Origin of the sequence: Providencia sp. PROV209, assembly GCF_028479485.1 — a bacterium.
Lineage (GTDB): Bacteria > Pseudomonadota > Gammaproteobacteria > Enterobacterales > Enterobacteriaceae > Providencia > Providencia alcalifaciens.
Genome location: NZ_JAMPNR010000027.1, coordinates 21,558 through 45,523 on the forward strand (window position 1 = coordinate 21,558; position 23,966 = coordinate 45,523).

The window sequence follows — 23,966 nt, forward strand, 5'->3', positions numbered from 1 at the left end:
TTCAGCGAAATTTATCAATAAAGTTAAAGGGAAATACGCATTATTTTATCTCGAGATTTAGAGGATGCCCCCTAACTCGAGCGAGTATGCAAAAATGTGACTGGATAGTTTACTATACTTTAAAAAAAATAATTAGAAATGAGAGAAATTGTCATTACTCATTATAGTAATATTCAAGTTAACAATATTTTTGCTAAATATTATTGTTCTCTTGGGGGTAAATAAGGCTGTAATAATTTCAGTAAGCGTTGTAATGCGCCTTGGTTTTCATGCAATACTTCAGCCGCATGACGACCATAATACAAGCGGTAATCTTCATCAGACAATAAGCTCGTAACCGCTTGAGCCATGGATTCACTGCCTGTTACGGTAATTAGCCCATCAGCTTGAATGAGCTTCGCACAAATATCTTTAAAATTAAAGGTATGCGGTCCCATTAAAACCGGTAGTGCATGAGCCGCGGCTTCTAAGGGATTATGCCCGCCAGTTTCGACTAAACTGCCACCAACAAAAGCAATATCTGCAATTCCATAAAGCAGCATAAGCTCCCCCATGGTATCACCAATAACGACTTGCGTTTCTGGAGATGGGATAGCGCCACTACTACGTCGAATAAAACTGAGTCCAGCCTTTTGCGTCAACTCTTCCGCTTTAGCAAAACGCTCAGGGTGCCTTGGGACTAAAATTAACAATAAATTAGGAAACTTTTGCAGCAATTGTTGATGTGTCTGTAAAACAATGGCTTCTTCACCTTCATGGGTGCTCGTCGCAATCCACACAGGTCGGTGTGCCGCCCACTGTCTGCGTAATGTAATGGCTTTAACCGCCAGTTCAGGGGTAACGGAAATATCAAATTTTAAGCTTCCCGTCACTTCTAACTGCTTACGCCTTAATCCTAATTGAATAAAACGCTCACCATCTTCTTGATGTTGAGCCGCAACCATCGTGACGTTTTGCAGCATACGTTTCACGAAGCTACCTAGTTTTTGGTAACCCGCGGCTGAACGTTCAGATAATCGAGCATTGGCGATCACTAATGGAATATTTCGCTTATGCAGTTGGTTGATCATATTGGGCCATAATTCCGTTTCCATAATAATGACCAACTTAGGGTCAACTTGTTTAAGAAAACGGTTCATTGAACCCGGTAAATCATAAGGTAGGTAAACGTGGCTGATATCATCGCCAAAAGCAGACTGGACGCGCTCCGAGCCTGTTGGAGTCATTGTAGTGACAGTGATAGGGAGTGATGGATAGTGATGGCGTAATGCGCGAACTAGAGGCACAGCCGCAAGAGTTTCCCCCACCGAGACTGAGTGCAACAAGATACCTTTCGGAACGACTTTTCCGCTACAAAAGCCATAACGTTCCCCCCAGCGTTTACGATACGCAGGCGCTTTACGGCTACGCAGTAATAAGCGTATCCAAATTAGTGGCTGGATGAGATAAAGAAGTACCTGATATACACGCAATAGCATTCGATCTGATTCACTTACCAAAATTGGCGGTATCTTACCATAAACCATTACTGAAAGTGTGTAGAATCTGTGCCTAAAATTAGACTTAAAATAAATGTATACCTATCCGTGCTTGTTGCAACAGAACCCAATTGCCGTTAATGTGGATTTCACCGTCACTTATTCATCTTTATATATTAGAATAAGCACTAATAAACAATGAGATAGCAATATTATGAACCATAAAGCTATTTACCCGGGCACCTTTGACCCGATTACCTCTGGGCATGTTGATATCGTAACCCGCGCCGCCGCAATGTTTGATCATGTCCTACTCGCTATCGCAAATAGCCAACGCAAAAGCCCTATGTTTAATTTGGAGGAGCGCGTTGAACTGGCAAAGCAAGTAACCGCTCATTTGGATAATGTGGAAGTTGTTGGTTTTTCAGAGTTAATGGCAAGCTTTGCCCAAAAGCATGGTGCGAATATTTTAATTCGTGGAGTGCGCTCAGTCGCGGATTTTGAGTATGAATGGCAGCTAGCCAATATGAACCGCCACTTTGTTCCCGATTTAGAAACCGTGTTTTTACTCCCATCACAAAGTTTGTCTTTCGTTTCATCCTCTTTAATTAAGGATGTTGCGCTTCATGATGGGGATATTTCGTCGTTTTTACCGCCGGTTGTCGCCGAGGCCATGCTGAAAAAGCTCAATAAAATCTAGCAGTTACTTCTGACATTGAGGGCAATAAAAGGTTGTCCTCTGCCCTTGTTTAATGCTTTCAATCGGTGTTCCACATAAAGAGCATGGCTCACCTTTTTTCCCATAAACAAACAACTCTTGGGCAAAATAACCAGGCTTTCCATCTGACTGTAAGAAGTCTTTCAGAGTCGTTCCACCTTGCTCTATCGAACGTTGCAGCACTTTTTTAATCTGTGTCACGAGTTCAGTGATTTCATTGAGTGTCAGTGTATTCGTCAATTTTTCTGGTGAGATTTTTGACGCAAATAGCGCTTCGTTAGCATAAATATTTCCCACCCCAACAACCACTTTGTTATCCATCAACCACGGCTTAACCGCAACTTTACGTTTTGCCGCTAAATCAAATAAATACTGAGGGTTAAATTCATCTGAGAGAGGCTCAGGACCTAAGTGGGCAAGCACAGAGCTGGATGCTAAATCCTCACACCAAAGCCATGCACCAAAACGTCGAGGGTCGGTATAACGCAAAACTTTTCCATCACCTAAAATAAGGTCTACATGGTCATGTTTTTCTTCTGGAAGTTCTTCGGTTAAAATCCTGACACTACCAGACATGCCCAAGTGGACAATAATCCATCCTTTGCGCAGCTCAATCAGCAAATATTTTGCCCGGCGTTGGACACTTAGCACGGTTTCATCAGATAAACGTTTGATTTGTTCACTGACCGGCCAACGTAAACGTTCATTACGCACAATCGCATAACTAATTGTATTACCAACCAAATGAGGCTCAATACCTCGGCGACTGGTTTCAACCTCGGGTAGTTCTGGCATGGTGAGCTCCAATCTCTCTTATATAAATTCAATCATTTCTTCTAAGTTGAATTAACATCAGTTATTCTAATGAGAAATATTTTATCCATTATCATCATTTCTGAGCAATGATATTATGACCAAATTATCTTTCAGCAATAATTTTTTAGTTCAATCATGTCATCGATATCTTCCCACCCTGATGCTCGGATTGTGTTTTATTGCAATTTTGTTATTACCTTTTAAACCTGATATTACCAGTAAAATATTTAATTTTGCAGGCATACTTTCAGTTTTAATATTTTTATCCTCACCTAAGGTATATTTAAAAAACAAAATAGTCATTGTTGCTATCCCTTTATTTTTGATTGGTATAACTCATTTGATTTGGGTAGAACTTTACAAAACAAGTGATACTATTTATAGAAATGTCTACCATGGATACTTCCAAATGGGGAAAATAGCTCTGTTTGGTAGCTTTATATTACTTATAACCCATAATGCGTTGAAAAATATTTTAATCTCGAAGTTGCATTTAATAACCGCAACAATAAGCCAGATAAGCATACTGGGTTATACTGTGTATCAAGAGTTTTACCTCCATATTCCAAGAGTTGAGTTGGCATTTCATAATGCCTCAAATGCTACTGGGGCAGCTTATGCCATGATATTTTTATCTTTATATGCACAATTTATCTTTTTATCTTACGGCTCAAGGATAAAATATTATTTATATTCTCTATCTATTTTAATCACTTTTTTCTGTGTAGTTCTAACTGAAACGAGAGCGGGAATTTTATTGTATCCAGTTATTAGCCTCTGTATCTTTTTTCTTTATTTTAGACAAAATAAAAATTTAAAATTAAAATTTGTGTTGTTCCCTATCGTTGCGGCGTTAATTATATGCGCAATCTTTAGCGAAACAATTATACAAAGAATACAAAGTGCTAGTAATGAAATCATTGCCTATATCAAAAATGACTCTACATCCACATCTGTTGGAGATCGGCTATCTATGATCCAAACTGGATTTTATGCATCTAATGGATTTCTATGGCAATCAGCAGAAGAAAGAAATAGTAAAATTATCGAATTGGCAAAGAATGATAAAAGATTCGCTGGTGCAATTGAGCATATGCAAGCCCATTTACATAATGATCTAATGGAAGAATTATCCACCAAAGGCTGGATTAATGGTGTTCTTCTTATCTTATTATTCTATGTCGCAATATTTGCATATGGCTATAAACAAGCCAAAAACCCGTTTATCTTAGGGTTTACATTCGTTTTAATCGGGTTAGGACTTAGTGATACATTGATTATTTCAACTCAAGTATCACTATCGTGGATATTAGTGCTTATTCTTATGACTAGCTGCTTTTCTTCACGATTGAAACTCTCATAATTTGGTATTTTTCTTAGTATAAAACACGTTAATTAGAGCCCAAATGGTCGGGTTATTAAATGCAATAATCTTTGCTCTTTTTTTATATTTCTTGGGTAATATACTAATATCATAATCGGCAAAGAATTTCTGGTTATTCAGGCTGGCTAGCTCACGGTACTTTTTAGCTAGAAACAGTTTCCAGCCATATCTCAATTTACTACTGAACACATTTGAAGCTAATTGATGGCAAACGAAACTGTGATCTTCCCCTGTATAAATTTGCTTAATTTCTTTTTCTATCGTCACCTTAGCATCGATATCATGAAAATAATCTTCTTTAGTCCATGCAGAGGTTGTTAAAGAGCCCTTTCGATACTGATGGTGATATAAGTAACTTAAACAAATGTTTAGTTTTGCTACAGATAATATCTGGCATATAAATAAAATGTCTTCCGCTAAGCGTAAATCTGGATTAAATCGAATATTTACTTTGTCTAAAAATGACTTTGAAATTAACATTGAACCTATATGGAATGACATATCACCTAAAAGGTACTGACTAAGAATTCTTTGGCAATCATTAGACTTAGGTAATTTTTCAACCGTATTAGCGTAATGTTTATAATACCCACATAGTTGAACATCAACTTTATTTTGGTTAATTTTCTCAACAAGCGTTTCCAAAAATGTCGGTTCTAATTTATCATCACTATCAAGGAAACAGATATACTCACCCTCAGCATATGTAATACCGGTGTTACGAGCTTTAGAAACACCACCATTAGGCGTAGTAATAACCTTAAAATTTAGGTTATTACCCAATTTTTTGGTAATAACCTCTACCGTGTTATCGGTTGAACCATCATTAATAATCACAATCTGATAATTCGAATAGGTTTGCTGTAAAACTGAATCAATAGTCTTACAAATGAATGACGCTGAGTTATATACAGGAATAATGACTGAAACTAAGCCATTCTGGATTTGATTACTCTTTAAAAAATGTTGGTTATCCATACAATTATGCCGTAGAATCATTAATAAATATATCTATGCATATAGATTAAACCAATCATAAATTAATGTATATGCCCATTTTATCTGATACTCAAATTTACACTTTTCTATTGAAGAACAATTTAAGTTAAATACGCTAAGCGCTTATTTTAGACATTACAGACCCTATTGGCCTTGAAAAATGAAAGAAAATATAGATATAAAAAAAGTACTATTTACCATTATCTCTCTCGTCATTCTTGTTATTTTTTCTAAAATGATGCTTAAAGGAGCTGGTATTGCACATCCTAGTGTCCGCGAAATAACGCTAATTTGTTTATTTTTTATTATTTTAAGCTCATCTAAAAAAGCCTATTGGTATTTGGGATCTATATTTACCATAGCCTATGTTATATATACTCCAATAGGGTTAACATTTGGTATTCCAACCTATCAATATTTAGCATCATTAATTGCCACAGATGCTCTAGAAACACAGGAATTTTTCACTCAAATTCCGATTAAAAACTATTTATCTAGTTTAGTAATTATTGCTGGGTTCATTGCCTTTAAAAAAATAATTACAATAAAAAAAATTAACCTATATAGAAATAAGACCTTAATGATTTGCCTCGTGATTATTGCCCTAATCAACCAATCTCCATTTCAATTTTTCAATGAAAGCTATCAATCTTTTGTCAATCTGAAAGATGAAGTGAATTCATTAAGCGATTTGACAAAAAAGAGTGAATGGGGTCAGTCTGAGCTAAAAAATAATAATACTCAGTATGATGACTATGTTTTGATTATCGGGGAAAGCGTCCGACGTGATTATATGGGAATTTATGGTTACCCAATAAACAACACGCCATTTTTATCTAAAGTAAATGGAACCATTGTTGAAGGATTAACTGCAGGTGGTACCAATACCATATCCTCATTACGTTTAATGTTAACCTCCGCTAATAAAACTGATTGGCAACCTAACTATGGGTTAAATTTTATCGACCTCGCTAAATCCGCTGGAATAAAAACATATTGGTTATCTAACCAAGGGTTTATCGGTGAATACGATACTCCAATTAGTTTTATTGCATCTCGCAGTGATACGAAAAAATTTATCAAAATTGGGGCGTATAACTCAAGTAATGCAAGTGATTTTGAACTCATTGATATGTTCAAAAAAGAACTCAATTCCAAGATAGCGGAAAAACAAAAAAGATTATTTGTTGTTCATCTTTACGGCTCACACCCTGACGCCTGTGCAAGAATTGAAGATTATGGTAATCAATACATTACGAAAGATGAAAAATATAATAATGTTTCCTGCTATGTAACGAGCATTCAAAAGACAGATGAAATCATCGAGAAAATTTATAATTTGTTAGGTGAACAAGAAAAAAGAGATAAACGTACTTTTTCTATTCTTTATTTTTCTGATCATGGCCTATCTCATAGCGAAGTTAACAATGAAATTCGAATGAATTTAAGCAACTCTACAGCAAAAGTTCTCGAAATCCCATTGATTAAAATATCATCTGATGATAAAGAAAGAATAATGGTGAAAAATTTTAAATCTGGCTTACTATTTGTAGATGGACTCGCTAATTGGCTAGGCATTAATAATAGTAAAGTTGATTCAAACCATAGTTTATTTACACCTAAAGATGATATCACTGATTATGGGCTATATAATAAGTATTCTAAGCTAAAAAACTCAGATAGTGACCAAGCTATTGATATTATAGAAAAATAATTCTTATGCGGTGGTGATTAATAATCACCACCGTTAATTTTTATTTAAACTTTTTATATTTAATCAAACTAGAAATTCCAGTTAAAAACTTCTTCTGATTAAATTCATGTTTATATCTCTCTTGATACTCTGGTTTTTTCTTTGCATCAACTAATTCATCATTTTTCCAAGGTGATGTTTCAAAAGCGACTTTAAACGTTTGACTTGCTGGGTAATTGACCGCCCAATAGTGCCAAGGTTTGGTCGCCCCTGTATAATGAATTAATTTAGTTTCTGATGTAATATAGTCTTTATAATTCTCATGTTCTAATTCATTCTTTAGAGTATAAATGCAATTATAATCTCTTGGCAGATAAATATTCTGGCAATTAAATATGATATTTAACGCATCTTGATCTAAATATTTTAATGTCTTTCCTGTGTGGTTATTCGTAATCAGGTTAAATGCCTGCTTAGTGAATTTATTTTTATCCCAAACTTTTAGATTCAGAAAAATAACGCCAGCATTAAAATATTTATCTTTTAGCTGAGGCATAGAAAGACGGTCAACACAAGAAATCTGCATGTTTGGTACATCCGGAATAACGGCTGCATACTCTCCATTAAAAGCAATATCTATATATTTTCTCAAGCTGCCTTTACAAAAGACATCTGCATCCAAATATAAAATAGATGATAATGTTTCACATAAATGATCAAAAATAAAGAATCTGAAATAGGTCGCGTAAGACCAAACATGAGATATTGGTAGTTTTTTTAGTTCATCCGCATTAATGATGTAAATATCGATATTAACATTCTCATTTAATGTTAATTTTTCTAATTTCGATAAAAATTCATCATTCATATAATCAGTAAATAGATGGAATTTTAGCTTGATATCTGAATTATTAATAATAATTGAGTTCATAGATAAACCAGAACCAAATAAAAATCCTTTATCTACACCATAGGCAATATTTAGTTCAGCGGCACCATTTTGTGCTCCCAACTCGATTTTTTCTTTTATTAAGTTCACGTAAATACCTACTTATATTTTACTAAAAAAATATGCCATATAATTTTTGAAAGCAAAAAAATACTTTCTTTGATTAATATTATGCTTTGCACAATACCGTAGATGATTGCTGCTTTTTGCTTTAAGCAATGGTACATTTCGCCATGGAGAGACAGCCCTCGCCTCTAAAAATGGTTGTGCTGTCTCATAATTAGCCCACTCATGCCACGGTTTTGTTGGGCCCACATAATGAATAAATACAGTAGTTCGTTTTACGGGAAAATCAAAACTCTTTTTTAACTCGTAGTTCAAGCTAAATTGAGTATTAAAAATAGAACTAATAAATAATACACTATCCGTTAATAAGATATTTAGCACGTCTTGGTCAGGATAAACCAGTCTATGGCTAACCTCGTTATCCATCAGTAACGCCATCGATTTTTCTGTTACATTGTTCGTTTTCCACGTCCGTAGATTTATATACATGACGCCGCTATTAAAATAGCCTTTCGATACAGATGGGAAACCTAATGAATCGGCTCTTTTTTGCCACCAGGCCTTATCTCGCTCAGGAACAACCGCCGCAATATAACCCAATAAGTTATGGCTTAGGAGCTCATCGATATTACGGTTACAGACCACATCTGCATCGAGATAAAGTAAATAATCTATTTTATCCTTAAAATATTCTGCGATAATAAATCTAAAATAGATAGCATGAGTCCAGTTTTTGGTCGTAGGTAGCTTTTTAACGTTATTTGAATCAATAAAATAAATCGTAATTTTTGTATTATATAAGTGACAAATTTCAGCAAATTTAGCGATATCTTCGTCACTCATTGAATTATCAATAAAGATATGAAATGCAAACTGAATGTGTGGATTATGCATCAATAAAGATACAATCGAGACGCCGCTACCATACAAAAAATTATGATCAATCCCATATGCAACATGCTGGCATGACGAATCATCTATCTCGATATTTCCAATCGGAATTGTTTTTTTTACCATACCATCAAAATTAATTACCATGCCTATGTTCCATACCGAATTTTAATTACAAGCCGCGTTTTTCAGTTCTTTCTTTAATTCGCTTTGCCTTACTTTTTGCTTCAGCCATCAAACTAGATTCTTTAGTTAGTATCTCTTTTAACGGCAGATCAAAATAAATCTTCATAAATCTGAAAATATCGCGCTGCGTCAAACCGATTTCTAATGAAGAAAAGTATAGCCCAATCAAATCCTTATTTCGCCAACGGGTAGGGACTGAAGACCTTAACTGTGCACGATGTAAATCAATGACTGAAATTTTTAAATCTTGCTGATTTTCCGTAAACGGTAAATGCAGTAAGAAATGGCAGATATAGCAGTCGCGATGGTTAATACCGATGCTATGCATCTTACGTACCATTTCAGCGACTCGCTGGATCAACATTTGCTTAGTTTTGAATTTAGGCGGTTGAGTGACCCAATTAGCGCAGTAATCTTCTAAGCTCACTGTCGGCGTTAAATCTTCAGTGATAATAAATGAATGACGGCGAAGTGGATTCCAACCTTTTTGCCCGAAAGCTCGCCCGTTCATTGTATCAACGCCGGCTTCAGTTAATCGATGAATAGCATTCCACTCACGGTCTGCACCTAACACAGGTAAACGGAATGAAAATAAATTCTTCAAAACTTCTTTTAGTGTCGTACCGTAGTGGATCTTAATAAAATAGCTTTTATCATCGAGCTGAAAACGTAACGTTCGACGTGTTTCTAATGCACGAAAAACTTCACCATTCAGTTTGTCTGTCTCAGCAAACGGGTCTTTATCTTTCCATAATTCGTTAAAAGGCGCTTTTAACTCAACCATTAGAGCATCCTAAAATAATATCGGCCGCTTTTTCCGGTAAACTATACAGATCTTCTGTATCTGAATAATATTTTGCATTGTTTGCCCATTGAACCAGTTTCTGAGTATCTTGCAAACTATCGCATAGTGACTGATTTAAAATAGACTGTTCGAACGGCTCCGCTATCACTACGCCACATTGCGCTTTATTGATAAATGATGCATAACCACATACTTCGGTCACAATAATCGGTAATCCAGCCACAATGGCCTCAAGAAGTACGATTCCTGCCGCTTCTTGATAAGCTGGATGCATTAATAAATCAGCAGCTGCCATTAACTCAGCGATATCATTGCGTCCGCTAAAAAATGACACTTGTTTTGCAATCCCTAAGCTTTCCGCGAGTTTCTGATACTTAGAAGGTTTATCTTGTCCAACGACCATTAATAATGTGTTATTTCTGATGGTTTCGGGCAGTGCAGCCATTGCTTTAAGGGTTCTATCAACCCCTTTACGCTTAAAATCGGATCCCACTTGAAGCAATAAAAAAGCGGAATCAGGTATTTGATTTTTTTCTCGATAAATACGCTTCGCATCGGCAATTTGCTGGTCATATTTTCGGTCAATGGCAATGCCAGGGGGAAGCATATGAAAACGTTCAGTTTCAGTACCATAATGCTTTTTAAAATGAGCAATTTGATGAGGGGTAAGCATCATTAGCTGGGTTGGCTGACCTTTTTGGAAGACCGCTTTTTCAAACGCAGCGTAATGTTTATAACGTGGAGTCAGCTTATAGAAAAACCCTTTCTCTTCCGCGACTTTTTGCGCGTAACAAACATCCGCAGCAAAATAAACATCTAACCCCGGCATTTTATTAAAACCAACAATCCTATCTGCAGGATGTTGCTTCAGATCTGCCATCACCCACTCATAATATTGCCGATTCCGACCATGGTTAGTGCCTGAGCTAACAGGAACAATAACAATTTCAAACTGTTCCGGTTGTTCGCCTTCCCATGATTGGGTATAAACGCGAATGTGATGCCCGCGAGCTTGGCACGCTGTCGCAATACGTAAAAAGTCCCGTTGTAACCCACCGAATGGGAAATATTTATACAGACAGAATGCCAATACCATACTAATACCTTCCCATCATTGAACGCATATTCATCGGTAGCATTTTTTCTGTTGCATCAATCACATCACAAGCTGGGATCACCGAAAGGTATTTTTTATTGCGATCCAACTCATCTCTTGGCGGCATTTTTTCGTAGTCGCCAGCCCAGAATTTCACCACATTGTCACTCCATGGGCGCCAAAAAATATGGTTTGTCGCACCAAACAAGCAAACAATTGGCGTTTTCACTGCTGCCGCAATATGCATCGGCGCAGAATCAACGCCAATAAAAAGTGCGGCATGAGCAATTAATGCCCCTAATTCAGGAAATGATGTTTTACCCGCCAACTCAGTTGTTGGCTTCGTTTGACAATTGTTGGCTATTTCATTCACACACGCTAAGTCTTCTTTGCTTGGACCTGACGTGAGTACAACTTGATATCCACGAGACTGCAATGCGTCAATCACCGCCGAGAATTTTTCATTATCCCAACATTTAAAGATTTGCCGAGCTGTAGGCTGAATCACTACGTAGCTACTGTGTACCCCAAGATCGAGCAAGCGTTGGTCAATTTTTTTCCAATCTTCTTCCGTATAAGACATGGTTAGGTCTGTGTTAAATTCTTGGATTCCTAACGGCTTTAATACAGAAAGATTATTTAAAACAACATGCTCCCCTTCAGGAGGAGTCAGATGCGTGAAGCTATTTCGCCAAAATTTTGAATCGCGATGCCCAAAATCATGGGAAATTTTCGTTGTAGCGGGAATCGCGCGAACCAGTAGTGAAACCATCCACTGATCAGCAAGGTTAACGACCAAGTCATACTGATTACGACGTAATTTAAACAGTAAGCTTAAAAAGTTACAGGCTTTACTGAGCCCGCCACTTTTTTTACCTTTCATACCATATAGCGTATGGATTTCTTGGTTTTCCGATAAGATAGGAATTGTGTCCTGATAAAGTAAAACATCAATCTGAGCATCAGGATAATTTTGCTTCAATGAGCTGATAACAGGCGTCGTCAGTAGCATGTCACCATGAAATCGCATCTTGATCACAAGAATTTTTTTGTACTGTTTTTTCACCAGGCGCTCTTAATCAGGTCTATAGATAAATTGATATGGATATTTGACAATAAAATGCGTTATTAATTCCATGAATACTGAATATGTTACTACGTTCAGATTAACGGTTATAGCTTTTAATCAATATCCCAATGGATAGCTATTTTATCGCTAATTTTTGGCAAAAAAAAACCCAGCCTAAGCTGGGTTCTTCGTACGCAGAAACAAAATTATTTGATTTTTGCTTCTTTGTAGATCACATGCTTACGAACAACTGGATCGAATTTTTTCAGTTCCAGTTTTTCTGGCATTGTGCGCTTGTTCTTCGTAGTGGTATAGAAGTGACCTGTACCTTCAGAAGAAACCAGCTTGATTTTCTCGCGAATACCTTTAGCCATTTTTTAGCTCCTTAGTACTTCTCACCGCGGGTACGCAGTTCAGCAAGAACAGCATCAATACCCTTTTTATCGATAACACGCATACCTTTAGCAGATACACGCAGTGTTACGAAACGTTTCTCAGACTCAACCCAGAAACGGTGAGAGTGCAGGTTTGGCAAAAAACGACGTTTGGTCGCGTTTAATGCGTGTGAACGGTTGTTACCGCTCATTGGACGCTTGCCGGTAACTTGGCAGACTCGTGACATGTCTATTCTCCAAAAATCTAATCAGCTCGAGCTTTTTTGTTCTGGGCTTGACTGCCTCGTCAGGCTTAGGAGCCCATCTCAGCAAACTTTTAAGTGATCAACAAAATGTATTTATCTTAGCAAAAAAATTTACTGAGATAGGCTCTTCTCGTCAAACCCGAGATCCTTAAAGGTGGCGTAGTATACGCTTTCAATCGTTTTCACTCAAGCCCAACACAGCAAAAGTTGTCATTTTTTAGTCAAAAAAATGATTTTACAGCCATCCGCGCTCAGCAAATGAGATACAAGATTTGTGTCCAACGACAAAATGATCGAGTAATTTAATCCCCATCACGTCGCAAGCACCTTGAATTTGCTCAGTCACATACTTATCTGCCATGCTGGGTTCCGGATTACCCGATGGATGATTATGGGCAAGCACTATCGCACTCGCATTCATTCTCATTGCAAACCGAAGAATTTCTCGCGGATGAACTTCAACACGATTGATCGTCCCTTTAAACATTTCTTCATGGCAAATAACCTGATGTTGGTTATTGAGAAATAGCACTATAAACACCTCACGCTCCTGCCCTGAGAATAACTCAAGTAGCTTAGATTTCAGCGCGTTAGGGTTATTCATGATATCCGTGCACAACACTTGCATTGAAAAACAGCGCTTCGCCAATTCACTCGCAGCTTGCAATTGCGTCAATTTACAATTTCCCACACCTTTGCATTCAATTAACTTCTTATAGTCGGCTTGCACTAATAAATAGAGTGAACCAAACTCATAAAGTAACCGTTCAGCAAGTTGTAAAACAGATTCACCCCGTGTTCCTGTACGTAAGAAAATGGCTAATAGCTCTATATCTGATAATGAAGCAGCGCCGTATGCGAGCATTTTTTCTCGCGGTAAAAGCTCCGTGTATTCATGCATCGACCAACCTCCTTTCGCGTCGTTGCCCCCTTTTTAGCTAACGAATCCGCAAACGCCAATCGTCTAAGCTATCCTTTGCGTAGCGCTTCGCAAAAATAGCATCGGGATACAAAATCGGCTCTCTCACCAAGCTCATTGATATGGTAAGATGCCCCCCATGTTGACCAAATCGGACAGAGACCATGACTCAACAAACTTCAGTTAACTCATTATTAGGTAAGCGAATTGTTCTCGGTATTAGTGGTGGAATAGCCGCGTATAAAATTCCAGAACTCACTCGCCGGCTGCGTGATGAAGGGGCATCTGTACGTGTTGTGATGACACCTGCGGCAAAAGCGTTTATTACGCCTCTTACTTTGCAAGCGGTATCCGGTTATCCGGTCGCTGACGATTTGCTAGACCCCGCTGCTGAAGCTGCAATGGGTCACATTGAATTGGCAAAATGGGCTGATATAATTATTTTAGCGCCAGCCACTGCGGACTTAATCGCGAGACTCAGTGCGGGTATGGCGAATGATTTACTCACAACGGTTTGCCTTGCATCATCTGCCCCTATTGCGGTCGTTCCCGCAATGAACCAACAAATGTACCGCGCAGCGGCAACCCAAGATAATTTAATCAGACTGCAACAACGCCAGTTTATGATATGGGGACCCGACGAAGGTAGCCAAGCATGTGGTGACGTAGGTCCTGGACGCATGATAGACCCACTCGCTATTGTGAAATTGGCAAGTCAGCATTTCCAGCCACATTTAGATCTACAAGGGATTTCAATCATGGTCACGGCAGGTCCAACCCGTGAAGATTTAGATCCTGTGCGTTTTATTAGTAATCATAGCTCTGGAAAAATGGGTTTTGCCATCGCACAAGCGGCAAGTGCTCGCGGTGCAAAAGTCACTCTGGTTGCAGGTCCCGTTAACCTTGCAACACCAAGTGGTGTAAATCGAATTAATGTTATCAGTGCCCTTGAGATGTATGAGCAAGTGCACCAATCGATTAATCAGCAAGATATCTTTATTGGCTGTGCGGCCGTAGCCGATTACCGCGCCAAAACCGTTGCTGAAAATAAAATTAAAAAACAAGGTAATGAAGTCTCCATTACTCTTGTAAAAAACCCTGATATTGTGGCGAGTGTCGGGAAGTTGACGCAAAATCGACCTTATGTGGTTGGTTTCGCTGCAGAGACCCAAAATGTCGATGAGTATGCACGACAAAAACGCCAACAAAAGCAACTTGATTTAATTTGTGCCAATGACGTTTCCCTAGCAGATAATGGTTTTAATAGTGATAACAACGCATTACATCTATTTGATGCTTTCGGTGATGTTCGATTGCCACACAGTAGTAAAATTGAATTAAGCCACCATTTACTTGATGAGATACTTCAACGTTATGAAAAAAATCGATCTGAAAATTCTTGATCCCCGTATTGGGAACGAGTTTCCACTGCCAACTTACGCAACCACTGGCTCTGCGGGTTTAGATTTACGTGCATGCCTTGATGCACCTATCGATTTAGCACCGGGTCAAACTGAATTGATCCCGACGGGTTTGGCTATCCATATCGCTGATGAGCAACTTGCTGCCGTGATCCTGCCACGTTCAGGGCTGGGTCATAAGCATGGTGTTGTTCTGGGAAATTTAGTGGGTTTAATCGACTCCGACTACCAAGGTCAGTTAATGGTGTCAATATGGAACCGTAGTGACAAAGCATTCACCGTTGAACCAGGTGAACGTATGGCACAAATGGTATTCGTTCCTGTTGTTCAGGCACAATTTAATATTGTGGATGATTTTGATGCGACAGAGCGTGGTGAAGGTGGTTTCGGACACTCTGGTCGTCAATAAGTCGAACCAATTCACGCTGAAATACCGAATATAGGCGTTCTAAAAACGCCTATATTTGTGAATAAAAACAATCATTACGGTATTTTTTATCTCGTGAGCTGTTTAGATTTGGTTATAATCTCTACATATTTTAAACCTGTTTTATTCTGAGGGTGACTTTACTCAGAGCGAAATTTTGGATAGTTTGTCTTGCTGTTTTAGCAGGGGTCTTATCAGACATGGCAGAGAATACAATACAAAAACGTAACAGACGTGATGAGATTTTACAGGCTCTTGCGTTAATGTTAGAAAGTAGCGACGGCAGCCAGCGTATTACAACGGCAAAACTCGCGGCAGCGGTGGGTGTTTCAGAAGCGGCGTTATATCGTCATTTTCCAAGTAAAATGAAGATGTTCGACAGCCTAATTGAGTTTATTGAAGATTCACTCGTTTCACGCATCAATCTGATTTTAGCGGATGAAAAAGATACACTTGTCCGAATTAAATTGGTTTTAGCGCTAATTTTAGGTTTCTCAGAGAAAAACCCTGGATTAACGCGTATAATGACAGGGCATGCGCTAATGTTCGAGCAAGATAGACTGCAAGGACGCATTAACCAATTATTCGAACGTATAGAATCGCAGCTGCGACAAGTCCTAAAAGAGAAAAAAATCCGTGATGGGCATGGTTTTATCCATGATGAATCATTATTAGCTTCTCAACTATTAGCCTTCTGTGAAGGTATGCTGTCGCGCTTTGTACGTTCTGAGTTTCGTTACCGCCCAACGGTAGAATTTGAAGCTCGCTGGCCTTTAATTTTGGCTCAGCTACAATAACCACTTATTTATACTACTCACCCCGCCCGTTATTGGGCGAGGGCTTTTTTTCAATTAAATACCATACTGCTCACGATATGCTTTCATCGCAGCAAGATGCTGTTGCATACCTTCTTTTTCGGTTAAATACGTGATTAAATCGCTCATTGTGATGATCGAATACACTTTACACCCATAATCACGCTCGACTTCCTGCACCGCAGAAATTTCCCCTTTCCCTTTTTCTTGACGATCCAAGCACAGCAACACACCATTTAAGGTGGCTTCTTGTTGTTTGATAATTTCCATTGACTCACGAATTGCCGTGCCAGCGGTAATAACATCATCAACAACCACAACGCGCCCCTGTAATGGACTACCCACTAATGTGCCGCCTTCCCCATGATCTTTCGCTTCCTTACGATTAAAACAATATGGCATATCGATATCGTGATGTTCTGCTAACGCCACTGCCGTTGTTGTTGCGATAGGGATCCCTTTATAAGCAGGACCGAAAATCACATCACACTCAATCGCACTCTCTTTTAATGCTTGTGCATAAAAACGACCCACAAGAGCCAAGTCACGCCCTGTATTAAATAGCCCCGCGTTAAAGAAATAGGGGCTTTTACGACCTGATTTCAGCGTAAACTCACCAAATTTTAGTACCTGTTTTTTCATGGCAAGTTCAATAAAATCGCGCTGATAGGCTTTCATTGGTCATTCTCCTCATTAATTAATATTGGTCTTTTTTATTAGAACTACTTTCGCGGTTTATCTTTATCAGTAAGCAACTTAATCAATAAACAGCGGACATAAAAAAGGCGACTTTTCAGCCGCCTATTCAATCATAAATCTATTTCAGCGCTTCTCGCTGAGCTTCGAAAATGGTGTCTAACCCCGTCTTCGCGAGGGCGAGTAGTTCGAGTAACTCTTCATGGCTGAACGGCTCACCTTCTGCGGTACCTTGTACCTCAATCATGCGACCATCCTCCATCATCACCACGTTCATATCGGTTTCTGCGGCGGAATCTTCCACATACTCAAGATCACATAAGCCTTCTTGCCCTACGATACCAACCGATACCGCTGCAACCATAGATTTCAGTGGGCTTTTCGCTAATTTACCTTGAGCAACCATATTATTCAGGGCATCGACTAATGCGACACAAGCTCCTGAAATAGATGCAGTACGTGTACCACCATCCGCTTGGATAACATCACAGTCTAAGGTAATGGTGTACTCTCCGAGTTTTTTCAGGTCGACCGCAGCACGTAATGAACGGGCGATCAGTCGTTGAATTTCCATCGTACGACCTGTTTGTTTACCCTTTGCCGCTTCACGTTGATTACGAGAATTGGTTGCACGAGGTAACATGCCATATTCTGCGGTTATCCAACCTTGCCCCTGACCTTTTAGAAAACGCGGAACGCCTTCCTCAACCGTTGCATTACATAACACCTTCGTGTCGCCAAACTCAATAAGAACAGAGCCTTCTGCGTGCTTTGTATAATTACGCGTAATTTTTATAGGACGCATCTGATCTGCTAATCTACCTGCTGGGCGCATGGTGTTATCTCCGTTATCAACTCAAATTGGCACGTATTATACGTTGTTAATCGGATAATGCCTATCCTGTCATCCGTCATAGCGCTATAATCCTGTTATCTTAATGAATGATAGGAACGAATTATGATCCGTAGTATGACTGCTTTTGCCCGCCGTGATATCAAGGGTGAATGGGGGAATGCGGCTTGGGAGCTGCGTTCCGTAAACCAGCGTTATTTAGAAACCTATATCCGTTTACCTGAACAATTCCGTAGTCTAGAGCCAGTTATCCGTGAGCGTCTTCGTTCCCGATTAACGCGTGGTAAAGTCGAATGTAACCTGCGTTTTGAATTAGATGGTGCGCAACGTGGCGAATTACTTCTGAATGAAGATCTTGCTCGTCAACTGATTAGCGCTGCTAACTGGGTGAAAAATTACAGCCACGAAGGTGAAATTAACCCATTAGAAATTTTACGTTGGCCTGGCGTGATGTCTGCGGGTGAACAAGATTTAGATGCTATCAGTGAACAGCTGATGGCGGGTTTAGATGAAACCATCGATGCCTTTATTCAGAGCCGTGAAGCCGAAGGTGCTGCACTGCATAGTCTCATTGAGCAGCGTTTAGATGGCGTTTTAGTCGAAGTTGCCAAAGTTCGCCAACATATGCCAGAAATCCTACAGTGGCAGCGTGAACGTCTGCAAAGTAAATTAGACGAAGCGGGTATCCAATTAGAAAACAATCGTTTAGAACAAGAGCTGATTTTATTGGCACAACGTGTCGATGTGGCTGAAGAATTAGACAGACTAGAAGCTCACGTTAAAGAAACGCGTAATATTCTGAAGAAGAAAGAAGCAAGCGGTCGCCGCCTTGATTTCATGATGCAAGAGTTTAACCGTGAGTCAAATACCCTGGCCTCTAAGTCTATCAATAGCGAAGTGACTAATTCCGCTGTTGAGCTGAAAGTGCTGATCGAGCAAATGCGCGAGCAAATTCAAAATATCGAATAAATTTCACTTTTCAGAATAACTTCAAAGCCAGCTTATTCAATAAATTCGCTGGCTTTTTACTATTCGTACATAGCAGAGTGAAGCACAATAACGCATTGCCAGCGTGTGCCGTTAAGGTGCATCACCGAGATAAAGCTACATTAACTGTTACTTACAACGATAATGCCGAGACTATCGATTAAATGAAAGATTTGATCTTCGTTTAACTTAACGCCACTAAAATCCACTCGTCTAATATCTAAAGCCCCAAGCTGTGAATTCGTTAAATCACAACCCGTAAAATCTGCATCACTCCAATTAAATGAAGAAAATTCTCCACCTGAAAGATCTGAATTCCTAAAAACTGATCCTATAACCGTTGTTTCGTGCCAGCGATTCTCCCACAGCTCACATTTCTCTAAGATAACCCCAGAAAAATTCGCATAACTCAGATTCGATTTTGTGATATATGCAGAGCAAAACCATGTTTTCGCCGTAATCAAATTCATAAAACTGACACCACGAAAATCAGCCCCTTGAGCAAGACACTCTCGGATTTCTAATCCAAGAGCCTGTGAATGCCTAAAATCTACCATGGATAAATCACAATTTTTAAAGCTGGCATCTTTTAAAATTGAACGGTTAAAACGGCACGCTTTTTGAGTATCTCTATCATAGAACCTACAATTGAGAAACTCGGTATCCGTCAAATCAGCGCCTGAAAAATCACAGTTTGAAAACACTGCATTTTTGATGCTCGTCCCTTTAAACTGATTTTTCCCTATTTTCTCGTCATTTAATAACATAATAAACCATTCAAAAAAGATTGAACTGCAATGTTCTGCTAATGGCAGGTGATATTGTCTATATCAAATCCTGCAATCATCAGGTCGATGGCTAACAGTATTAGCACAAAAGCAATGGCAAAGGGAACCCTTACAAAGATCTCAAATTGAACGTTATTTGATCGATTTATTGGGGCGCGCCAATTGAATCTGTACCCAATGGGGTCCCTCTGAGTCCAGTCACTACGTACATTTGAGTCACTGGATCAATGAATAGATTTATCACTTTTTAGAACAATTTAAAGCCAGCATATTCGCTGGCTTTTTTTATTCAATCAAACTCAACCGTTAGTTCGCTTTAGCGACCAGCAACGGTTTTTCTCGCTGATGCTTATAGTGAAATGAGAAATAGAAAATCACCGCTAAAATGACCGTATAAGACGAGAATACCAGCCAAATTGATTGCCAATCCTTCACCCCATCCACACTAAAGTAATCGACGACCAACCCACTCAATATCGCGCCAAAGTATGCGCCAACCCCATTAACCATCGTCATGAACAGACCTTGGGCACTGGCACGCATTCGATGGTCAACTTCCTGCTCAATAAAAATAGAACCGGAGATATTAAAGAAGTCGAATGCGCAACCATACACAATCATCGACATGATTAAGAACATCAAACCAATCGTCGATGGGTCGCCAAATGCGAAGAAACCAAATCGTAATGTCCACGCTAGCATACTGAGCAACATGACGGTTTTTATGCCATACCGTTTCAAGAAGAATGGAATAGCGAGAATGAACGCCACTTCTGCCATTTGGGAGACAGATAATAGAATTGATGGGTATTGCACAATTAAACTGTCTTGATACAGTGGGTTACGTGCAAAATCATGCAGAAACGGGCTACCAAAAGTATTGGTAATTTGCAGCACTGCGCCCAGCAACATCGCAAACAGGAAAAAGACCGCCATAATCGGCTTTTTAAACAGGACTAATGCATCTAGCCCAAGCTTGCTCATCCAGCTAGTGGTGATCGCCTGTTTATTGACTGCCATTTTTGGCAATGTGAAAGAATACATGGCTAACAGTAATGAACAACAACCTGCCACATACAGCTGCATGCTACTGAGTTCAAATTTTAATAGGCTGATGCTCCACATCGCCGCAATAAATCCAACTGTCCCAAACACACGGATTGGTGGGAAATTCGCGACAGAATCTAGCTGATATTGGCTCAACGAGGAGTAGCTGATGGTGTTAGACAGCGCAATGGTTGGCATAAATGCCATGGCATTGATTAACATCACCCAGAACATGACGGAAGAATCCGTGACTGTCGCGGCATAAAATAGAGAACCTGCGCAAATCACATGACAAATCATATACAACCGATTTGCGGGAATATATTTATCCGCAATAATGCCAATTAAACCGGGCATTAAAATAGCGGCAACCCCCTTAGAGCTATAAACCATACCGACTTCAGCCCCTGAAAAACTCAGAGTTTTCATCATGTAGGCACCTAATGTCACCAGCCAACTTCCCCAAACAAAATATTGCAGAAAAAGCATGACCTTTAAACGAGACTTAATATTCATACTAGGCTCCGTTTGAAGTAAGTTTGGCGGGTGACATTCTCAGCTTGACGATAACGCCCTAAAGGAAAACCGTTCCCGCACTGTCTTTCTATTAATTTGAGATTAAGTAACTTGACGTTAGAAGCGCTCGATGACACCAGTCACTAATTTTAAGAAGGTCGCCTTCACTTTTTCAGCGGTCTCAATCACTTCGTCATGGCTCAGTGGTTGTTCTAAAATGCCGCATGCCATGTTTGTCAGGCAGGAAATACCCACCGTTTTAATCTGAGAATGGTGCGCCACTAGTGCTTCAGGTACTGTGGACATACCGACTGCATCAGCACCAAGGGTTCTGATCATGCGAATTTCTGCTGGCGTTTCATAGGTTGGACCCGTCCACCATGCATATACCCCCTGACGCAAAGACACGCCTTGCTCTTTTGCTACATCGAAAATCGTTTGGCGTAGCTCTTTGTTGTACACTTCACTAACATCAAGGAAGCGCACCCCTAGCTCAGGATTATTTGGTCCCATCAATGGGTTATTAGCTGTCAGGTTAATATGATCTGTAATCACCATCAGGTCGCCTGGGTTAAACTCAGTATTCACGGCACCGCATGCGTTAGTGATAATCAGTTTTTCAACGCCTAATGCTTTCATTAAACGCACAGGAAATGTCACTTGATCCAGCGAAAAACCTTCGTAGTAATGGAAACGACCTTTCATCGCCACGACATTTTTGCCCGCTATCGTTCCGATCACTAATTCGTTTGCGTGACCCACCGCCTCAGATTTAGCAAAATGCGGGATCTCGCTATAAGGAATATGCACCGCATTCTCTAACGTATCGGCAAATGGGCCTAAGCCTGAACCTAAAATGATCCCAACGGTAGGTTTTACATCTGTGCGAGACTGGATAAAACTCAAGCTTTCTAAGATATCTTTGGTGTTGTGCATAATGCGCTCCGCAATCAAGTCAAATAATGAATATGATTGGGATAATAACGTAATTAAAAAATCTAACCGCGATCTTAATCTCATTTTGAGAAAATGTTGATAAACATGATATCTATTAAAGTACTCATCATGTGAATCTGTTAATCTTGATAAAAGCCAGCATGGCTTGGTTCATCACGAATATAAATAGGAGGGGGAGAACTTGTTACACCGTTTATTGAATGAATTTCGCACATCTAAAAATTCCAAAACGCAAAAACTCAAAACGCTGTACCGACTGATCCTCAACCACGGACCAATCAGGGCGGAAATGTTGACGTCCCTCGCCAACATGAAGCCAGCTACTTGTGCCAGATTGCTTGATGAACTCAGTAAGTGCCAATTGATCTCGACCTCTGAGCTCGGAGAATCGACGGGGGGACGCAAACCGATTCTGTACAGCGTGAATCCTGCGGATGGTTATCTTGTGGGTATTGAAATGAGTGATATTTACTCTACGATTGTCCTGCAAAACCTGAAGCTAGACATTATTGGTAAGGTTAAAATCAAGTACGAGCATCTTGAAACTGCCGAAAATATGCTCGACCACTTGCTAGATAACGTTGATGACCTCCTCGCTGAGCATCAATTGGATACTCAGAAAATATTGGGGATAGGCATTGCCATTGACCATATTTTAGAGCGCGATAAAGTACCTTATTCCCACTATAAAGAAAGAATCCAAGAGCTTTATCAATATATTACACAGCGTGTTCCATGCTTCGTTCTATTAGGGAGTGGGATCAGTTTTGCGGCTTTTGCAGAGTACCGATTACGTTATTCAGCGAATAGCCAACGTTTCCTATTCACAACCTGTGATACTGACATTCGTAGTTCAACTATCATCAATAACCAATACGCTCCGACACCAATTAGTACAGCGCAAGCTTTTGGGCACATCACAATTGATATCAATGGGCAGCGTTGTGAATGCGGCTCATTTGGCTGTTTAAAACAGTACAGTTCTTTGCAGGCGATCAAATCACGCGTCATCCAGCATCTTCGACTTGGCAAGCCATCAGTTATTAACCAACTCGTCACATCCGAAGCTGAAATTAACTACCACACTATTTTCCAAGCTCTCGCTCAAAATGATGAAGTGTGCCTTGAAGCACTAGAGGAAGCGGCTTATTACTATGGAATTGCGATTGCCAACGCGGTGTTAATAGCCCAAGCCGATGTCGTAGTTTGTGGCGGAACCCTCACCCCGAAAAACCACTTCTTCGACATGACCAAAAAGTCCATTGAACAGAAACTCTCTATTTTTCCCAATATTAAGCCCAGAATTTATCCCGCGAATGATTCCTATGAAATTGTCGCGCAAGGCGCGGGGGGAATGGTAATGGAAAGCTACCTGTCCGAATAGTTATCGACTCAGACTTAAAAAATAAAAAAATGCCCCAACATGTGGGGCATTCTTCATTATCAATAACCGCTGACTATGTAAGTCGTCAGCTAATCTTAATCATTACCAAACAAGTCACGGGTATAGACTTTATCCGCCACATCGTCCAGCTCAGGCACCATACGGTTTGCCAGAATAATGTCACATTCGGCTTTGAACGCGTCTAAATCTCGGATAACTTTCGAGCGGAAGAATTCGTCTTCTTTGAGCACCGGCTCGTAAACCACCACTTCAATCCCTTTCGCTTTAATGCGTTTCATCACGCCTTGAACGGCCGATGCACGAAAGTTATCAGAGCCCGCTTTCATCACTAAGCGATATACGCCC

25 protein-coding genes are annotated in these 23,966 nt (G+C 39.6%); 8 read left to right on the plus strand and 17 right to left on the minus strand.

The window, feature by feature from the left end; translation table 11 throughout:
• Positions 1-200 precede the first annotated feature (200 nt).
• Complete coding sequence (waaA, locus tag PR795_RS17475) at positions 201-1,478, minus strand: lipid IV(A) 3-deoxy-D-manno-octulosonic acid transferase (RefSeq protein ID WP_272516978.1); 1,278 nt, start codon at positions 1,476-1,478, stop codon at positions 201-203.
• 214 nt (positions 1,479-1,692) lie between these two features.
• On the opposite strand from waaA, the gene coaD reads away from it, so the two are divergent.
• On the plus strand, positions 1,693-2,178 hold the full coding sequence (coaD, locus tag PR795_RS17480) for a pantetheine-phosphate adenylyltransferase (RefSeq protein WP_006660572.1): 486 nt from the start codon (positions 1,693-1,695) through the stop codon (positions 2,176-2,178).
• 3 nt (positions 2,179-2,181) lie between these two features.
• Here coaD and mutM read toward each other — a convergent pair whose 3' ends face one another.
• Complete coding sequence (gene mutM / locus PR795_RS17485; protein ID WP_036962540.1) at positions 2,182-2,991, minus strand: bifunctional DNA-formamidopyrimidine glycosylase/DNA-(apurinic or apyrimidinic site) lyase; 810 nt, start codon at positions 2,989-2,991, stop codon at positions 2,182-2,184.
• A 115-nt stretch (positions 2,992-3,106) separates the two neighbouring features.
• Between mutM and PR795_RS17490 the strand changes: the two genes are divergently transcribed.
• Entirely contained in the window at positions 3,107-4,375 is a 1,269-nt protein-coding gene (locus PR795_RS17490; protein ID WP_232373739.1) for an O-antigen ligase family protein, read from the plus strand.
• Here the strand turns inward: PR795_RS17490 and PR795_RS17495 are convergent.
• Positions 4,370-5,374: a glycosyltransferase family 2 protein gene (locus PR795_RS17495; RefSeq protein ID WP_181480399.1), complete on the minus strand. Its 1,005-nt coding sequence runs from the start codon at positions 5,372-5,374 to the stop codon at positions 4,370-4,372. The genes PR795_RS17490 and PR795_RS17495 overlap by 6 nt on opposite strands.
• Before the next feature lie 181 nt (positions 5,375-5,555).
• Here PR795_RS17495 and PR795_RS17500 point away from each other — a divergent pair, with 181 nt between their 5' ends.
• Positions 5,556-7,109: a phosphoethanolamine transferase gene (locus PR795_RS17500; RefSeq protein WP_272516979.1), complete on the plus strand. Its 1,554-nt coding sequence runs from the start codon at positions 5,556-5,558 to the stop codon at positions 7,107-7,109.
• Between the two features lie 40 nt (positions 7,110-7,149).
• Here the strand turns inward: PR795_RS17500 and PR795_RS17505 are convergent, their stop codons facing one another.
• The 8 genes from PR795_RS17505 to radC all read right to left on the minus strand — a co-directional run bounded on the left by PR795_RS17505 (position 7,150) and on the right by radC (position 13,691).
• The gene (locus PR795_RS17505; protein WP_006663228.1) at positions 7,150-8,127 is read right to left on the minus strand and encodes a glycosyltransferase family 8 protein; all 978 of its coding nucleotides are present in this window, start codon (positions 8,125-8,127) and stop codon (positions 7,150-7,152) included.
• Between the two features lie 12 nt (positions 8,128-8,139).
• Entirely contained in the window at positions 8,140-9,141 is a 1,002-nt protein-coding gene (locus tag PR795_RS17510) for a glycosyltransferase (RefSeq protein ID WP_006663229.1), read from the minus strand.
• 25 nt (positions 9,142-9,166) lie between these two features.
• Entirely contained in the window at positions 9,167-9,964 is a 798-nt protein-coding gene (gene rfaP / locus PR795_RS17515; RefSeq protein WP_181480402.1) for a lipopolysaccharide core heptose(I) kinase RfaP, read from the minus strand.
• Positions 9,957-11,081 (minus strand): glycosyltransferase family 4 protein, encoded by a 1,125-nt coding sequence (locus tag PR795_RS17520; protein WP_181480403.1) that lies wholly within the window; start codon positions 11,079-11,081, stop codon positions 9,957-9,959. The genes rfaP and PR795_RS17520 overlap by 8 nt, the downstream gene beginning before the upstream one ends.
• A gap of 1 nt (position 11,082) precedes the next feature.
• Positions 11,083-12,147: a lipopolysaccharide core heptosyltransferase RfaQ gene (gene rfaQ / locus PR795_RS17525; RefSeq protein WP_006660582.1), complete on the minus strand. Its 1,065-nt coding sequence runs from the start codon at positions 12,145-12,147 to the stop codon at positions 11,083-11,085.
• Between the two features lie 209 nt (positions 12,148-12,356).
• Positions 12,357-12,524 carry a 50S ribosomal protein L33 gene (gene rpmG / locus PR795_RS17530; RefSeq protein ID WP_004265124.1) on the minus strand — a complete coding sequence of 56 codons (168 nt, stop codon included), beginning with the start codon at positions 12,522-12,524 and terminating at the stop codon, positions 12,357-12,359.
• Between the two features lie 11 nt (positions 12,525-12,535).
• Positions 12,536-12,772 (minus strand): 50S ribosomal protein L28, encoded by a 237-nt coding sequence (gene rpmB / locus PR795_RS17535; RefSeq protein ID WP_004265123.1) that lies wholly within the window; start codon positions 12,770-12,772, stop codon positions 12,536-12,538.
• A 253-nt stretch (positions 12,773-13,025) separates the two neighbouring features.
• A complete protein-coding gene (radC, locus tag PR795_RS17540) occupies positions 13,026-13,691 on the minus strand; it encodes a RadC family protein (RefSeq protein WP_006660584.1) in 666 nt (221 codons plus the stop codon).
• A gap of 182 nt (positions 13,692-13,873) precedes the next feature.
• Here radC and coaBC point away from each other — a divergent pair, with 182 nt between their 5' ends.
• The 3 genes from coaBC to slmA all read left to right on the plus strand — a co-directional run bounded on the left by coaBC (position 13,874) and on the right by slmA (position 16,354).
• Complete coding sequence (gene coaBC / locus PR795_RS17545) at positions 13,874-15,112, plus strand: bifunctional phosphopantothenoylcysteine decarboxylase/phosphopantothenate--cysteine ligase CoaBC (RefSeq protein WP_006660585.1); 1,239 nt, start codon at positions 13,874-13,876, stop codon at positions 15,110-15,112.
• The gene (dut, locus tag PR795_RS17550; RefSeq protein ID WP_181480943.1) at positions 15,066-15,539 is read left to right on the plus strand and encodes a dUTP diphosphatase; all 474 of its coding nucleotides are present in this window, start codon (positions 15,066-15,068) and stop codon (positions 15,537-15,539) included. The genes coaBC and dut overlap by 47 nt, the downstream gene beginning before the upstream one ends.
• A 218-nt stretch (positions 15,540-15,757) precedes the next feature.
• Complete coding sequence (slmA, locus tag PR795_RS17555) at positions 15,758-16,354, plus strand: nucleoid occlusion factor SlmA (protein WP_006663233.1); 597 nt, start codon at positions 15,758-15,760, stop codon at positions 16,352-16,354.
• A 54-nt stretch (positions 16,355-16,408) separates the two neighbouring features.
• On the opposite strand, the gene pyrE is transcribed toward slmA, so the two are convergent.
• Entirely contained in the window at positions 16,409-17,050 is a 642-nt protein-coding gene (pyrE, locus tag PR795_RS17560) for an orotate phosphoribosyltransferase (RefSeq protein WP_006660588.1), read from the minus strand.
• Between the two features lie 139 nt (positions 17,051-17,189).
• The gene (gene rph / locus PR795_RS17565; protein ID WP_006660589.1) at positions 17,190-17,903 is read right to left on the minus strand and encodes a ribonuclease PH; all 714 of its coding nucleotides are present in this window, start codon (positions 17,901-17,903) and stop codon (positions 17,190-17,192) included.
• A gap of 123 nt (positions 17,904-18,026) precedes the next feature.
• Here rph and PR795_RS17570 point away from each other — a divergent pair, with 123 nt between their 5' ends.
• Entirely contained in the window at positions 18,027-18,890 is an 864-nt protein-coding gene (locus tag PR795_RS17570) for a YicC/YloC family endoribonuclease (protein ID WP_006663234.1), read from the plus strand.
• A gap of 140 nt (positions 18,891-19,030) precedes the next feature.
• Here PR795_RS17570 and PR795_RS17575 read toward each other — a convergent pair whose 3' ends face one another.
• From PR795_RS17575 to PR795_RS17585, 3 genes are all read right to left on the minus strand, one after another.
• On the minus strand, positions 19,031-19,675 hold the full coding sequence (locus PR795_RS17575; protein ID WP_181480404.1) for a Qnr family pentapeptide repeat protein: 645 nt from the start codon (positions 19,673-19,675) through the stop codon (positions 19,031-19,033).
• 327 nt (positions 19,676-20,002) lie between these two features.
• Complete coding sequence (locus PR795_RS17580) at positions 20,003-21,259, minus strand: nucleoside permease (RefSeq protein ID WP_006660592.1); 1,257 nt, start codon at positions 21,257-21,259, stop codon at positions 20,003-20,005.
• 117 nt (positions 21,260-21,376) lie between these two features.
• Positions 21,377-22,195: a purine-nucleoside phosphorylase gene (locus tag PR795_RS17585; RefSeq protein WP_006660593.1), complete on the minus strand. Its 819-nt coding sequence runs from the start codon at positions 22,193-22,195 to the stop codon at positions 21,377-21,379.
• Positions 22,196-22,397: 202 nt separating this feature from the next.
• Here PR795_RS17585 and PR795_RS17590 point away from each other — a divergent pair, with 202 nt between their 5' ends.
• Complete coding sequence (locus PR795_RS17590; protein WP_272516980.1) at positions 22,398-23,600, plus strand: ROK family protein; 1,203 nt, start codon at positions 22,398-22,400, stop codon at positions 23,598-23,600.
• Between the two features lie 95 nt (positions 23,601-23,695).
• On the opposite strand, the gene PR795_RS17595 is transcribed toward PR795_RS17590, so the two are convergent.
• The coding region (locus PR795_RS17595) for a UDP binding domain-containing protein (protein WP_272516973.1) at positions 23,696-23,966 on the minus strand (271 nt) is incomplete at its 5' end.